Source organism: Bacillus sp. AFS029533, assembly GCF_002585125.1.
GTDB classification, from domain to species: domain Bacteria; phylum Bacillota; class Bacilli; order Bacillales; family Bacillaceae_G; genus Gottfriedia; species Gottfriedia luciferensis_B.
In genome coordinates this window covers 57,896-71,542 of sequence record NZ_NUQC01000008.1, presented here as the reverse complement: position 1 = coordinate 71,542, position 13,647 = coordinate 57,896, and the positions used below count along the sequence as shown (strand labels likewise).

General features: G+C 32.1%; 12 protein-coding genes and 1 riboswitch. Of the genes, 5 read left to right on the top strand and 7 right to left on the bottom strand.

Annotated features, from left to right (window positions below):
* The first annotated feature begins 138 nt into the window (after positions 1-138).
* Entirely contained in the window at positions 139-1,041 is a 903-nt protein-coding gene (locus COE53_RS04610) for a LysR family transcriptional regulator (RefSeq protein ID WP_069032916.1), read from the top strand.
* Between the two features lie 116 nt (positions 1,042-1,157).
* Here the strand turns inward: COE53_RS04610 and COE53_RS04605 are convergent, their stop codons facing one another.
* Both COE53_RS04605 and COE53_RS04600 read right to left on the bottom strand, forming a co-directional pair.
* On the bottom strand, positions 1,158-2,198 hold the full coding sequence (locus tag COE53_RS04605; protein ID WP_069032915.1) for a WxLIP family cell surface protein: 1,041 nt from the start codon (positions 2,196-2,198) through the stop codon (positions 1,158-1,160).
* 126 nt (positions 2,199-2,324) lie between these two features.
* Positions 2,325-3,038: a WxL domain-containing protein gene (locus COE53_RS04600; protein WP_069032914.1), complete on the bottom strand. Its 714-nt coding sequence runs from the start codon at positions 3,036-3,038 to the stop codon at positions 2,325-2,327.
* A 253-nt stretch (positions 3,039-3,291) separates the two neighbouring features.
* On the opposite strand from COE53_RS04600, the gene COE53_RS04595 reads away from it, so the two are divergent.
* Positions 3,292-4,752 carry a BglG family transcription antiterminator gene (locus COE53_RS04595; protein WP_069032913.1) on the top strand — a complete coding sequence of 487 codons (1,461 nt, stop codon included), beginning with the start codon at positions 3,292-3,294 and terminating at the stop codon, positions 4,750-4,752.
* Between the two features lie 43 nt (positions 4,753-4,795).
* Here COE53_RS04595 and COE53_RS04590 read toward each other — a convergent pair whose 3' ends face one another.
* Both COE53_RS04590 and COE53_RS04585 read right to left on the bottom strand, forming a co-directional pair.
* The gene (locus COE53_RS04590; RefSeq protein ID WP_069032912.1) at positions 4,796-5,809 is read right to left on the bottom strand and encodes an alpha/beta hydrolase; all 1,014 of its coding nucleotides are present in this window, start codon (positions 5,807-5,809) and stop codon (positions 4,796-4,798) included.
* A 119-nt stretch (positions 5,810-5,928) separates the two neighbouring features.
* Positions 5,929-6,210, bottom strand: coding sequence for a DUF3892 domain-containing protein (locus tag COE53_RS04585; protein WP_069032911.1), 282 nt, complete (start codon positions 6,208-6,210; stop codon positions 5,929-5,931).
* 195 nt (positions 6,211-6,405) lie between these two features.
* On the opposite strand from COE53_RS04585, the gene COE53_RS04580 reads away from it, so the two are divergent.
* Complete coding sequence (locus COE53_RS04580; RefSeq protein WP_069032910.1) at positions 6,406-6,618, top strand: hypothetical protein; 213 nt, start codon at positions 6,406-6,408, stop codon at positions 6,616-6,618.
* A gap of 174 nt (positions 6,619-6,792) precedes the next feature.
* Here the strand turns inward: COE53_RS04580 and COE53_RS04575 are convergent, their stop codons facing one another.
* From COE53_RS04575 to COE53_RS04565, 3 genes are all read right to left on the bottom strand, one after another.
* Positions 6,793-7,791, bottom strand: coding sequence for a DNA/RNA non-specific endonuclease (locus tag COE53_RS04575; protein ID WP_254664557.1), 999 nt, complete (start codon positions 7,789-7,791; stop codon positions 6,793-6,795).
* A gap of 207 nt (positions 7,792-7,998) precedes the next feature.
* On the bottom strand, positions 7,999-8,229 hold the full coding sequence (locus COE53_RS04570) for a hypothetical protein (RefSeq protein ID WP_069032908.1): 231 nt from the start codon (positions 8,227-8,229) through the stop codon (positions 7,999-8,001).
* 175 nt (positions 8,230-8,404) lie between these two features.
* Positions 8,405-10,384 (bottom strand): acetoacetate--CoA ligase, encoded by a 1,980-nt coding sequence (locus COE53_RS04565; RefSeq protein ID WP_069032907.1) that lies wholly within the window; start codon positions 10,382-10,384, stop codon positions 8,405-8,407.
* Positions 10,385-10,755: 371 nt separating this feature from the next.
* Positions 10,756-10,857: riboswitch (purine riboswitch) on the top strand.
* 270 nt (positions 10,858-11,127) lie between these two features.
* On the opposite strand from COE53_RS04565, the gene COE53_RS04560 reads away from it, so the two are divergent.
* Both COE53_RS04560 and COE53_RS04555 read left to right on the top strand, forming a co-directional pair.
* Entirely contained in the window at positions 11,128-12,360 is a 1,233-nt protein-coding gene (locus COE53_RS04560) for an HD domain-containing protein (RefSeq protein WP_069032906.1), read from the top strand.
* A 14-nt stretch (positions 12,361-12,374) separates the two neighbouring features.
* Complete coding sequence (locus COE53_RS04555; protein ID WP_084006796.1) at positions 12,375-13,631, top strand: cytochrome P450; 1,257 nt, start codon at positions 12,375-12,377, stop codon at positions 13,629-13,631.
* Positions 13,632-13,647 lie beyond the last annotated feature (16 nt).

Here is a 13,647-nt window from a genome sequence, read left to right as displayed (position 1 = left end):
ATTCTATAATTGCAAAATGATTAAGTAAATTTACATTTTTTAAATATATCTTCACGATTTGTAATATAAAAACCGAAATAAAAACCCTATATTGAAATAGTTTTGTTTCTTGAATGAAAGATAAAGGTGGTCAATATAATGCATCTAGAAAAACTAGAGATTTTAGTAGAAGTCGCTAAAACAGGTTCGATTTCAATCGCCGCAGAAAATCTTCATGTAAGTCAGTCAGGTATCAGTCAAGCGATCACCAAAATAGAAGAAGAGCTAGGAATAAAAATCTTCACTCGCTCTAGATTAGGAGCTAGCTTAACAGAAGACGGGGTAAAAATAGTAGAAAAATCACAAGAAATCCTCTTAAAATATACAGAAATAAAAGAAATAGCACAGAAAAGTAAGGATACCCAGATTAGTGAACTTAGCGTTTCAATGGTGCCTGCATTTATTAATTACTTATTAACGCCGTTAGTGGAATTTAAAAGCCAACATTCAAATTTGCATATAAACATTTTAGAAAGCACTACTGAACGTACAATTGAAATCGTTAAAAAAAATCAAATAGATATAGGAATCATCTGCCTTTATGAAGGCATTGCGAAAGAATTAGAAGAGTTTCATTACGAAGAATTAGTAAATGGAAAGATGAAAGTATATGCAAAAAAAGATTCTCCTTTTGCCATTTCTAAAAAAATAACACCTGAAGAAATACTTCAGCAAAAATTCGTCCTATATAACGGTGATTATATAAGATGGTTTACAAATAACTTCCAACATAATATAGGAAAATTAGATATTTTATTTTCTTCCAACCATCTAGAAGAGTTATTACGAGTAATTTTAAATGGTAGTGCTATAACTTGGGGACCAAATTTTTCTATAAAAAACCATCCATATGTATTAAATGGCGAACTTGTTGAAATCGATATCATTAATTATGAACCGATAAACTCAGAACTTGGAGTAATCACTTCAAAAAAGAAAATATTATCAAAGGTTGAAAAACAATTTATCAATTTCTTGAGAAATGAAATCATTTCATATTAATAAAAAAAGGCAACATTTCAATGTAGAAATGAGCCTTTTTAATTTATCAATATATCAATCACTTTAAGAGTAATCTCTTAAGGCATCGGATTAATACAATTTACTATTTCAAAAAATCATTCATTATTATTCGATGGGACCTTTTCCTTCTTTCTTTTTAGAAAAACAATTAAACAAATGATCCCTATTAAAAGTAATAATCCGCCTCCGATATAAAACCAATAATGATTATTTTTTATTTCAACTGCTTTATTATTCAAATCTGTTGCTTCTTTTCCAATCGTGAATAACTCATCCCATTCCCATACTTGAGTTCCGATGATCGCTTTCATCTTTAATCGGTAAGTTCCGGGTTCAATTGGATTATTTTCTAAATCGATTGCGTAATCAAAATTTGAATTAGGGGCCATGCTCATCTTAGTTTTTTTCGAACTATATAAAACTTTATTGGAACCTTTTTTAAAGATTTGCGCATCTATGCTCATATCCTTCACAATGGAGGATTCGCTGTTTTGGATTGTTGGGGCAATTGTTGTACGATAATTTACTAATTTAGGTTTAATATCAAGTAAATGTAGATCAGGCTCGACTTCCTTTGTGTTTTCCGATAATTTTATTCCAACCACATATGCGTACTCATTTTTTATATTAATGCTCTCACTTTTAGAACTTTTTTCAGTTTCATCGATCTTTTTCTTAAAGTGGGCTGCTCCTAAAATAACTCCATTATATTCATATTTCGGCATTGTAATCGAAAATGACACTACCTTTGATTTACCTGGTGGAATAACAACTTCTTTTTGAGGTTCTTTTATTAAGCTAGTTAATGGATACTTTAAAGTTTTATCTGCATCCTTACTATTCGATTCAGAGTAATCAATCAGTCCATTATCATTTGTCGTTGCAAAAGTAATATTCCCTTGGATTGTTTCTTCTTTTTTACTATTATTAAAGACCTCAATTTTAAGATCCTGTTTTTGTCCTGGAGACATTTTTAAATCAAAATATGATTTCAGATGATCAATTTGATTTGTTGGAATGATTGCTTTTACAGAAAAATCGATAGTATTTTCTGCTTTTACAGCTAGAGGGATGAACGATAAAGTTAACAGAATAGCAGAAAAAATTAGCAATAATTTTTGCCGTAAATGATCCATTTTGTCTTCCCCCTTTAGAATAGAAACTTTATATCTTTTCACTATAAGACATATAAAAAAGTTTCATCTGATAGATTCAAAAAATATAAAATTCATTCCATTAATTGTTATTTTTCAATTTAACTACTATAAACCCGGAGCATCCGTTAATGTCCATGTAATAGTTGCCTCATGATTACCAATCGTTGCTGATCCTGCTGGTATCGTCAAAGTGACATTATCATTTAATGCCCCATCATTCACTTCTGGATTTGGCCCAAGCCAACGAGTTACCCATGTACCAAAACCATTACCTGGAGTTGCGGAAACAACAGGTGATGCTGTACTTCCGTCTGTATTTAAGGCAATTGTTTCAGTTGCTACCGGAGATCCACTTGTACTTAAAGATATAACGGAACCATTTTTAAATGTAATGATTGCACCAGGTAGAGAATCTGCTGTTCCATTTGTAAATTTACTTGCTTTAGCAGTTACAGACCATCCAGCACCAGTACCACGGCGATCCGAAACTTGAATAAATGGCTTTTTGGATTTAGCTGAATAAACTTCTGTTTTATTTGAAATCTCATTTACTCCGAAATCAACGGATGAAACATAATCTAATGTTAATGAACCAGCATTTCCAGTTGGTGGATCTGTTGGATCAGTAGGACCTGATGGTTCTAATGGTTCAATTGGGTTTGTAGGATCAACAGGTGTAACTGGGCCTGTTCCAGCAACAAATGTAATCGACCCTTTTGAATTACCAACGGACGATACCTCCGCAAAAGTTGAGTGAGCAGCTCCAACTAATGATGACATCCCTATTACACTAAAAAGCGCGACTTTTGTAAATTTCATTTCACTTTACTCCTTAAAAATTATTTTTTTGTTTCAACAATGTCATTATATCGCTGGAGCAAAGTGTTTCCCATGATGTTTTTTACCTTTGATTTAGGTAAAAATAATATCCTGTCTTCAATAAAAATTCACATTTAACTCTAAAAATCGCATTAAAAGGTGTTTTCCAATAGATGAAATAAACTTTCTGAATTAAGACGGAACATTAAAAGCAATAATAGTAATAAATTGGACAAAATTTTGGAGATTTTGAATGGATAAATCAACTAAACGGAAATTACAAATAATTAATATTTTAAGTAAACAAGATAAGTGGTTTAAAACAGAAGAATTAGCAAATGAGTTACTTTGTACTGAAAAAACAATTCGAAATGATTTACAGGCAATTAACACACATCTACCAAAAGGATGGCAAATTGAAACAATAAAAGGTAAAGGAATTTATATTAATAAACCGATTTCTTCATCGATTAATGAAATTCGTTCACTTTACGTAAAAAATTCATTGAGTTTTCAAGCTATTATGCTAATACAATTTACTCAAATTAAAAGTATTGCAGAATTAGCAAATGCGCTTTATACACAGCAACCAGCTGTCTATTCAGTACTTGATCGAGTTGAGGAATTATTGGGTGCCTACCATTTAACTTTAAAACGTGGCCCGCTAGAAATTGTAGGAAGAGAATTTGAAATTCGGCTATTGTGTGGTGATATACTAGATGCTTTATCGGCTTATTCGGATGATCAAGAATGGCCATTTGAAGCATTCTCATTTCAAGATATAAAAAAAGTTGTACTGGACACAACTGAAAAGTTTAAATTATTTCTATATCCTTCTACTGCCAATAAGTACGTCTATTTACTTGGAACGATGTTATATAGAATCGATAAAAAAATGCAACTTGAATTAACTGATCAATCAATCAACAAGATTTTAGAATCAAATTTTTTTAAAATTGCTAATGAAATTTGTAATCATTTAGAACATCAATATATACAACATATTTGTATGAATGAACGAATTGCGTTTTCATTATTAATATCAACCCTTCCATATTATAGTTTTGACAACATGGAAAAAAATGAATTTCTTTATTTATATCAAAATCAAGAAACAAGGTATTTTAAGGAACTCTATCACTTAGTAGAACTATTGAAGGAAAAAACAGGTATATCGTTAGATGAAGACGAGGAGTTTCTTTACACATTACATGACCAATTCCAAAGATACTCGTTCATTTTATACTCAATCGATAAAAAAGAACCATCCTATTCAATGGACCGTTATGTTAAAAATCAGTATTCAGACCTATTTAAAAATGTATCAAAAGCCTTACAAATCTGGACGAAAAAATTTTCACACCCTGAAATTACTAGAGATAAAATTGCGAAAGTTGCATTAAATGTTCAAGCTTCTAAAATCAAGTTCTCATCATCAAGGAAGAAGGTTTTATTATTAACAAGTAATGGTCCAGGGGTTCATCGTTATATTGAAACGAAATTGGTTACTGCTTTTGGACATAAAATTGATTTTATTCTTCCTAAATTAGGTGAGTTTGAATCAACAATTATAAATGAACTAAACATTGAATTTATTATTTCTGATTTCTTGCTTGAAGGGGAAATCATTCACCCAATCATTACAATTGACCCTGTTCTTACACAAAGAGATATTGATCAAATTTCAAATTTCTTAAATTCAAACTCGACATAAAAAAAGTAAGGCCAAAGTAAACCTTACTTTTTTTGTATTTTCACTATCTATTCCCCAAGTATCGTTTAATAAACTGTGCAATTTCAGCGTTCGCTTGCTTACTGATACTCGAAGCCTTGTCCATTAACTGAAAATCATGAAACATTCCTCTCCAAACTTTACATGTAACCTCTACGCCTTGAGAATTTGCTTTAGCCGCATATGCTAAAATATCATCGATTAACTCTTCCCTTGCCCCGACATGAATAAGCATTGGAGGTAAACCTTTTAAATCACCATAAAGTGGTGAGATTAAAGGATTTTTCCGATTATTATTCCCTACGTATGTATCAACAATATTGATATCATTTCCATGATAACTTGCATGAATACTATCAAAATCTGAAGTGTATAATTGGCTTTCTTTCGTTAAGTCAGTCGCTGGAGAAATCCCTACAACAGCTGTTGGATCGTTTCCATTTGAAGATTTTATTTTATTTAACAAAGCAAATGCTAAATTACCACCAGCACTATCCCCAACGATAACAACTTTAGAATTGGGACCATAATTTTTTCCTAAATAATTATAAACTTTTTCAACATCGGTTAAAGCTGCTGGATATGGATTTTCAGGTGAAAGTCTATACTGTATCGTTAGTACCCTAAAACCTGTCTCTCTAGCTAAGATTGTTCCTAAATTCCTTGAAAAACCTAGCCCACCTCTAGACCAACCTCCGCCATGTACATAAAAAACAATCTTATCTTCTGAAGATCCATCCGGAATTAACCATTCCACTTTTGTTCCTTCAATATTATCTCCCTTAATTTTAATATTTGAAGGAGTTGGGACTATTTGTTTTTCAATTTCGATTCGTTTTTGCTCTAATGATGTCGTTCTTCCTTCTTTTGCTTTTTTTATATTTAATGCTCTAAGAGCTTCTGAGGCTTTATCGGGTTTCTCATTTTGATAGATAAGGGAAGAATTACTTTCACTTTTCACAGTATTTTTTGAAGCAACTAAATAATTTCCGATTAACAAACAAGTCACTAGTGAAAGAAATAAAAAAGGTTTTTTCAAATTAGCTCCCTACTTTACTGGTATTTTATGTATTCTAATATTAAATTTTCCATTTTCTCATGAATTACTCAGAAATAAAAAAGGTGCACAGACTTGTGCACCTTTTTAGTGTATGGACTTTAAAAAGTAGGTAAGTTACTTAAATTATTTGTAGGATCACCATCAGGATAAGAACGAAGTGTTTTATGTGGATTATCTCCACGAGTTAGACCTGTGTTCACATCTTCAATTTGTTCAAGTTCTGCCATCGCAATTGCTTGCTCAATCCCGACTATTTCACCATTTTGAAATTTTACATCTGTAATATCACCATCGCCATTTTTTCGTACTGCGACGATATGTAATTTATTTGGATCATCTTGATGTTCAGGATGTCCGATACCACGATTTTGAAACGACATACCAACACACCTCCATTTATTAGACACAAAAATAGTATGTCGAGATGAAAATATGTTTATCCTTCCAATTATTACAAATAATCCTAAATAAGATTGTTAGATATTTCACAAATTATACACAGACAAATTTACACAAACAATATACGATAATTATGTAATCATTAAATCCAAACACTTTCGAAAGAAGGGAAAAATATGACTACTGTTTTAGGAATGACAAGAGAAGGAAGATTAATTCACAAAATTGGCGATGGTTATTACCGATATACAAAATTAAACAAAGACGACCTAAAAACATTAAATATACTTGTTAGTGAAGGGATGGCGACTGTCATAAAAAAAGGGACCGGATATGCGGCTCTTGTTAAACTGACTGAACAAGGTAAAATTATCAATCAAGAATGTTAACTTTAACTTTCATTGGTTGGAATAATACCCCTTTAAATAAAATCTGACATAACTAAGCATACTTAAAGGGGTATTGTTTTAATGAGGCAACTATGTTTTTGATACATTCTTTTGTGAATCATTTGTTTATGCAAATGGCATAATAGAATTGATAACGCTTATTATTGACGCCATTTATTCGCCTACTAAGCCGTCTCCATCTCGATCATCCATATATTTATAGAGCCAAGAATCGCGCGTAATTGGCATTTTAAAGCCAGCAGCTTTGGCTTCAGCAATCGTAACACTTCCGTTATGATTGGTATCCACTTTACTAATATCTTCATTACTATTTTTCGTGTTGTTTGCAGGTACATTGACTGTCTTCGGTGGAGTACTGCTCTTACCTGTCGTTTTCCTTAAATTTTTGTTCACTTCATCTGGGTTTACATTGTCAAATTCATCTGTAATGTATCTACCCTGAATTTTGTATGTGAATTTATAATGGCTAGGAATTTGCGTCTTAGTATTTGGATATCGAATTACTGCTACGAAATCAGTACAACCTCTTGCATCTCGAATCACTTTTTCCATGTAAGCTTGATCACCGTGCCTATTGAGATTACTGTTCTGAGGTGTAATGTTATATGCGTTTGAGACTCCCCCAAGTGAGTCAGCAATCACATGCCCTTTATCCAAGGTCGGACTCTCTGTACCAGGAACATTTGCTTCATCAGCGTAGTATCTACCTGATGACAAAACATGATCAGTATTCGAATTTTGAAGTGTTATCTTTTTCGCTTCAACACGTATTAGCTGACCGTATTCATTTGTATACGCCCAATATTCTCGCTCTCCAAATCCAACATCTACTTTAACATTCGGCTGTCTATCTCCTGACATATCCCCACCGTTTACTACAATTAGGGTATATTTGCTGTAATCAAATCCACCCGTTGTACCTGTTGCCTTTGAAGTGCTAGATGCAGGAACACTTTTGTTAGGTTCACTATCACTCGTTGGTTTTTCTGTGTCTCCGTCAGATGTACTCTTATTGGTTTCAACAGTCTTAGAAGCCGTGCTCGCTTTCGATTGCACTTTTTCTGACGAAGTCTGTTCAGTGATTTTTCCGCAACCCACAAATACAAATAGTAAAGTCACAGTAAATAAATTCAAAAATATTCTTTTGTTCACACTTCTGCACACCTTTCTCATTTTTCTACTCTAGAAAAATCATATTTAAACGATAACATATTTTGATCTATTGTTGGAATTTATCTATCGTTGGTTCTGAATCATTATGAAATTATCCTGCCAGTTAGTTCCATAAAAAAAATCGACTTTTTCAGCCGATCAAGTTGTTCAACTAAAGCATGCTTTAGTTGTATAAGGTTTTGAAACTCAAAAATGGAAAAATGTATAATTAGTAGCAAAAGCTATGTATGAAACAACACACAAAATTAACAGTGTTAAAGTCTTGCGATTTAGAAAAAAGATATAAAGATAAATTAAAGTAAAACTTACAAATGATATTATTTCTGGAATTCCTTTAAAATCTTCTCTAAATTGTGCACCAACAATAATTGATGCTAAAAGAAGATAAAATGCTGTGTAATTAGTTTTTTGTTTCAAAATAACCACCCTGTTGTCTTCAATTATATACTCTTCATAACTAATATTCGCCGAAAAATCAATAAGACCTTGTTCAACTAAACTGCCAGTTAGTTGAATAAGAAAATCAACAATCTACCTTAACAGAGCATAAAAAAACGCTATCTCATAATGAAGATAACGTTCTAGATTAATTTCAAATTTGTCCATTTAAAACCTGTGCCAACCCGATAAAAAACTTTAATGAATCTGGATTAGCCATCGAACCTTGGTTGACTACTTTTTCAGGAGAAAAACCTAATAATATTTTACGAATTGGAACTTCTAATTTCTTTCCACTCAATGTTTTTGGAATTTGATCAACTTCATAAATTTCATTAGGGACAAATCGTGGTGAAACTTTATATTTAATTTCTTCTTTTATTTTTCTCTTTAATTCATTTGTCAAAACAACACCATGTTTAAGTACAACAAATAATGGCATAAATGACTGACGGCCAAGTAGTTCTAGATCGATCACTAAACCTTCCATTATCTCATCAATTGACTCAACAACTCGATAGATTTCGCTTGTACCTAGACGCACTCCATGTCTATTTATGGTTGAATCTGATCTCCCATAAATGACACAACTACCTTTTTCATCAATTTTAATCCAATCTCCATGCCTCCAAATACCTGGATAAACTTCAAAATAACTTTCTAGATAACGTTCATTATTCGAATCACCCCAGAAATAAAGCGGCATGGACGGCATAGGAGATGTAATCACTAATTCCCCCACTTCATTAATTACTGATTTTCCCTCATCATCAAAAGATTGTACATGAGCCCCTAATGAACGAGCTTGAATCTCTCCAGCATAAACAGGAAGAATCGGTGAACCTCCAACAAACGCTGTGCAAACATCAGTACCTCCACTAGTTGAAACAAGCCAGATGTCATCTTTTATATTTTCATATACCCAAGAAAATCCTTCGACTGATAGTGGGGATCCTGTTGAACAAATAGACTTTAATTTAGAAAAACTATGTCTATCTTTTAGCTTGATTGCGTGCTTCTCACACACACTTAAGAATCCTGCACTTGTCCCAAAGAATGTTACACCTACTTCTTCTGCAAGGTCCCACAAAACATGTAGACTAGGATAAGAAGGGCTTCCATCAAACAATAATATCCTACTGCCAGATAACAATCCTCCAACTAATTGATTCCACATCATCCAACCAGTAGTAGTAAACCAAAAAATCACATCATCTTGATTTATTCCTTGTTCGACTACTAAGGTCTTAAGTTGCTCAACTAATATTCCACCTTGACTTTGTACAATTGGTTTAGGCAATCCTGTTGTTCCCGATGAAAATAGTATCCATAATGGATGATCAAAAGGAACACTTTCAAAAGTAAGTTCACTACTTCCCACTAATAATTCATTCCAAAAAACTATTTCGTTTTCTATTTTATATTCATCAAAATTCGCATATGGTACTAAAATTGTCTTCTTTAATGTAGGTAATTCAGACTGTAGTTCTTCAACACTTGATAACCTATTTTGAACTTTTCCATTATAAGAATAACCATCCACCGCAAATAAAATAGTTGGTTCGATTTGTTTAAATCGGTCAATTACACTACTCGTTCCAAAATCTGGTGAACAGCTAGACCAAATCGCTCCAATGCTTGCACAAGCTAAAAAGGCAATGATCGTTTCAGGGACATTAGGCATATATGCTACAACCCTATCCCCAGATTTAACACCTAATTTTCTTAAAGAATTTGCGACCAAACCTGTTTTTTCCTTAAGCTCTTTCCAACTTATTTCTGTTTTTGGAGTAATTTCTGATTGAAAAATTAATGCAGGTTGGTCTCCCTTATCATTTCGAAATACATGTTCTGCATAATTAATTTTAGAGCCGGTAAACCATTTTGCGCCTGGCATTTTTCGCTCTTCAAGAACTTGATCGTATGGTGCATGGGAAATTACATTACAATATTTCCAAACGCTTTCCCAAAAGGACTCTAATTCATCGACAGACCATTTCCATAACTCACTTTGTGTATTGAAAAATAGATTTTTTTCATTTTCGAGCCAGTTCATAAAATGGCTAACTCCAGCATTTTCAATTTGCTGCCTAGTTGGCTCCCATAATAAAGCACCTTCAGTAATCGCTTTCATTATTACTCCTCCTAAATTAGCAATCTATTCATTTTAAGGACACAGTAACTACACATAACTCAAACCTTTGGATGAAATCTTACTATCATCTTTCCATTATGTATTAACTAAATCTTTTTTTCTAAAAATACTTAATATTTAAAAATTAATTATTATACTATTACACACTAAATTTACTGTCAATATCGAAAATGAATCATCGTTCACTAAAAGCCCAGTTTAATTCGGTATATTTAACTATTAATATCTGTAATTAACCAAAAAAACTTCATACTATATCCTCATAGGGATAGTGTTGATATTTAATTTGATTGAATGTAATATATTAAATGATAATCCTGCAGGTTATTATTTCCATTTTTACCACTATTTACCATAAATGTATTTTAGCTCGTATATACCCAGAGATATGGTCTGGGAGTCTCTACCTAATTCCCGTTAAGAATTAGACTACGAGGTAATTTTTACTTTATTTAGTAAAAAAAGCTGAATTTAATAAGGGATAACTATGTCACTTTGAATAGATCCTTTTAAATACTCTAATAACCTTAGACTATTTAAAAGTGCGCTCTTCTTCACCTATTTGAAGGACATTATATACCTTTAAAAATTTCAACTTTTTTGCGAACCAAGATAAAGTAGGACTTATCTCTTTAGTGGAGAATACGTCCTACTTTATCTTGGTTTTTTTACGTCATTTAAATGTTTTCTTAAATTATTGTTTATAGAAGGGGTTTATTGATATGTATAAGGCCATGTATCATACTTTTGACCACCTAAGATTATCTGACAAGCAAACGCAAGAAGCTAATATTGCGTTCTTACATGACTTTAATGCAGTTTTAGAATCCCCCCATTTAAAAAAACTAGCAAAAAAAACACAGTTAATTCCCAACTCAGAGCATTGCCATAATCGTTTGTTTCATACTATTGACGTATGCCATGTTTCAGGCTTAATCGTGGAACATCTTAATAACTATTTTCAAGAGAATAACATTACACCCATAAATAAAGATTTAGTAAAGGCTATTAGTCTAGCTCATGATATTGGTCATCCACCATTTGGACATACCGGTGAACGAGCGCTAGATGAAATGATGAAAAAAATGGGTGGATTTGAATCAAATGCACAGAGCATTAAAATTTTAGTAACTAGTTCCGATAATTTTAAATTCAGAACCATTACAGCCTTAATGAAATATAAAACCAATATTCCTTTAATTAGAGAAGAATATAACGGTTTAATCAAAGGCTATTACGGGTATATGACAGACTATTTAGAACCTTTATTTTTGACATATCAAGAAAATGTCATTGAGCAATCGATTGTAGACATAGCAGATACGTTATCTTATTCCCTTTCAGATCTAAAAGATTTAATTCTATTTTATGGAGAAAATAGATTTGCTCAATTACTTAACAAATATATTACTGAAGGCGCGATGTTAGAGGAGACAATCCTTTTTTTCCCTGAAGTTAGTAGATCTGAATTACTTTATTTCATTCCAAAGATTATGGAAGACATTAAAAATAATATACTTGGGGAAATTTTACAAAATTACTGTAAGTTCACATCGGATCCACTACAATCTATTATTCATGATTTTATAGATTCATTAGTGATCAAGATAAACTATGCACAACCAATGTATAGTAAATTGAATCTTCCAATAGAAAATGAATTAAAACTTTTTCTATTAAATCAAATTACAAAGAAATGTTTCTTAGAAAGAAGTGTTAATAGAGAAATAGATAAAAAGATTACTCATAATATACAGCTCACCTACGATTATCTTTTTAACTTAATTAGTGAGGATTCTTTGTTGAAATTAGATAAGGAAATCTTACAAAAATTAATCAATATGTCTAGCCATACTGAGCGAGCACGTTTTGTTTGTGACGTAATATGTCATTTAAGTGATATGGAGATTGTAGATTTTGTAAGTAAATCTAGTAAAAAAATAATTGTAGTATAACAGGAGGAAATAACATGAGTATAAATGTAAAACAATCTGTCGAGCAGTTCAGTTTAAATAGTAAAGAGTATTATGAAAACAGATACGAATTATATGAACGATTACGAAATGATGCACCTGTTTTTTGGCATGAAGAAATGCAATCTTGGTTTATAACTAGGTACGAGGATGTGTCCAAGAATTTACTAGGAGATAAATTTATTTCAAGTAATGTAATTCCGAATAAAATGAGTAATCTCGCTGAAGGAGAAGATCAACATTTTAAAGATATAATCGATATCATTAAGACTTGGATGGTTTATAATGATCGCCCAGTTCATTCACAATTAAAAGGTTATATGAACAGAGCCTTTTTAGTTAATGAAATCGAACTTATTGCTCCTGAAATTCAGAAAATTGTTTCTACAATCGTTGATAAAGTACTTGAAAAAAACATAAGTTCATTTGACTTTGTAAAAGAGATCGCACACCCTATTCCTGCGATGGTACTTTGTAAAATGTTAGGAATTCCTGGTGAAGAAGTTGACAGATTCATTAAGTGGTCTGATGATATCGCATTATTTATGCAAGATTTCGTTGTGTCTCATGTTCCTAGTAAAGAAATTAGTGAACAAGTTAGAGGAAGTGTAAGAGAAATTTGGGCATACCTTTCAGATGCAATTGCGGAAAGACGAAAAGAAAAGAAAAATGATTTATTAAGTAGATTAATCTCTGAGACTCCTGGTGCAGATGGTGAACTTACTGATGATCAATTAATTGCTCAAACAATGCACTTAATTTTCGGTGGACATAAAATTCCTCAATTTGTGTTAAGTAATACATTACATCTTCTATTTAAGAATCAAGATGTTCTAGAAATGCTTAAAAAAGATATGTCTCTTCTTCCAAAAGTATTAGATGAAACAATGAGACTAGAAGGGCCAATCCAATATATTGTTAGACATGCTTCAAATGATATTGAGTTACATGGACAGCAAATCAAGAAAAATGATTCTGTTTATTTCTTCTTAGCTTCTGCTGGTCGAGATGAGCGAGTATTTGCAAATCCTGACAAAATGGATATAAGTAGAACAGGTTTCCGTCATGTAGCTTTCGGTGGAGGTTATCATACTTGTATAGCTGCTGCTTTTGCTCGTGTAGAGATTATGGAGATTCTTAAGGAAGTAATAACACGTTTTCCTACAATCGATTCATTATATGATTTAGAAAATCCAGAATGGACTGCAAACCCTACTTTCACTGGAATGATTCAGATGCAAGTAAAAATCTAGTATTACTAGGTTATTT

Bases quoted from the DNA above. Each gene is read 5' to 3' on its own strand.
- COE53_RS04610 (WP_069032916.1), top strand. From the start codon at position 139: ATGCATCTAGAAAAACTAGAGATTTTAGTAGAAGTCGCTAAAACAGGT.
- COE53_RS04605 (WP_069032915.1), bottom strand. From the start codon at position 2,198: ATGGATCATTTACGGCAAAAATTATTGCTAATTTTTTCTGCTATTCTG.
- COE53_RS04600 (WP_069032914.1), bottom strand. From the start codon at position 3,038: ATGAAATTTACAAAAGTCGCGCTTTTTAGTGTAATAGGGATGTCATCA.
- COE53_RS04595 (WP_069032913.1), top strand. From the start codon at position 3,292: ATGGATAAATCAACTAAACGGAAATTACAAATAATTAATATTTTAAGT.
- COE53_RS04585 (WP_069032911.1), bottom strand. From the start codon at position 6,210: ATGTCGTTTCAAAATCGTGGTATCGGACATCCTGAACATCAAGATGAT.
- COE53_RS04580 (WP_069032910.1), top strand. From the start codon at position 6,406: ATGACTACTGTTTTAGGAATGACAAGAGAAGGAAGATTAATTCACAAA.
- COE53_RS04565 (WP_069032907.1), bottom strand. From the start codon at position 10,384: ATGAAAGCGATTACTGAAGGTGCTTTATTATGGGAGCCAACTAGGCAG.
- COE53_RS04560 (WP_069032906.1), top strand. From the start codon at position 11,128: ATGTATAAGGCCATGTATCATACTTTTGACCACCTAAGATTATCTGAC.
- COE53_RS04555 (WP_084006796.1), top strand. From the start codon at position 12,375: ATGAGTATAAATGTAAAACAATCTGTCGAGCAGTTCAGTTTAAATAGT.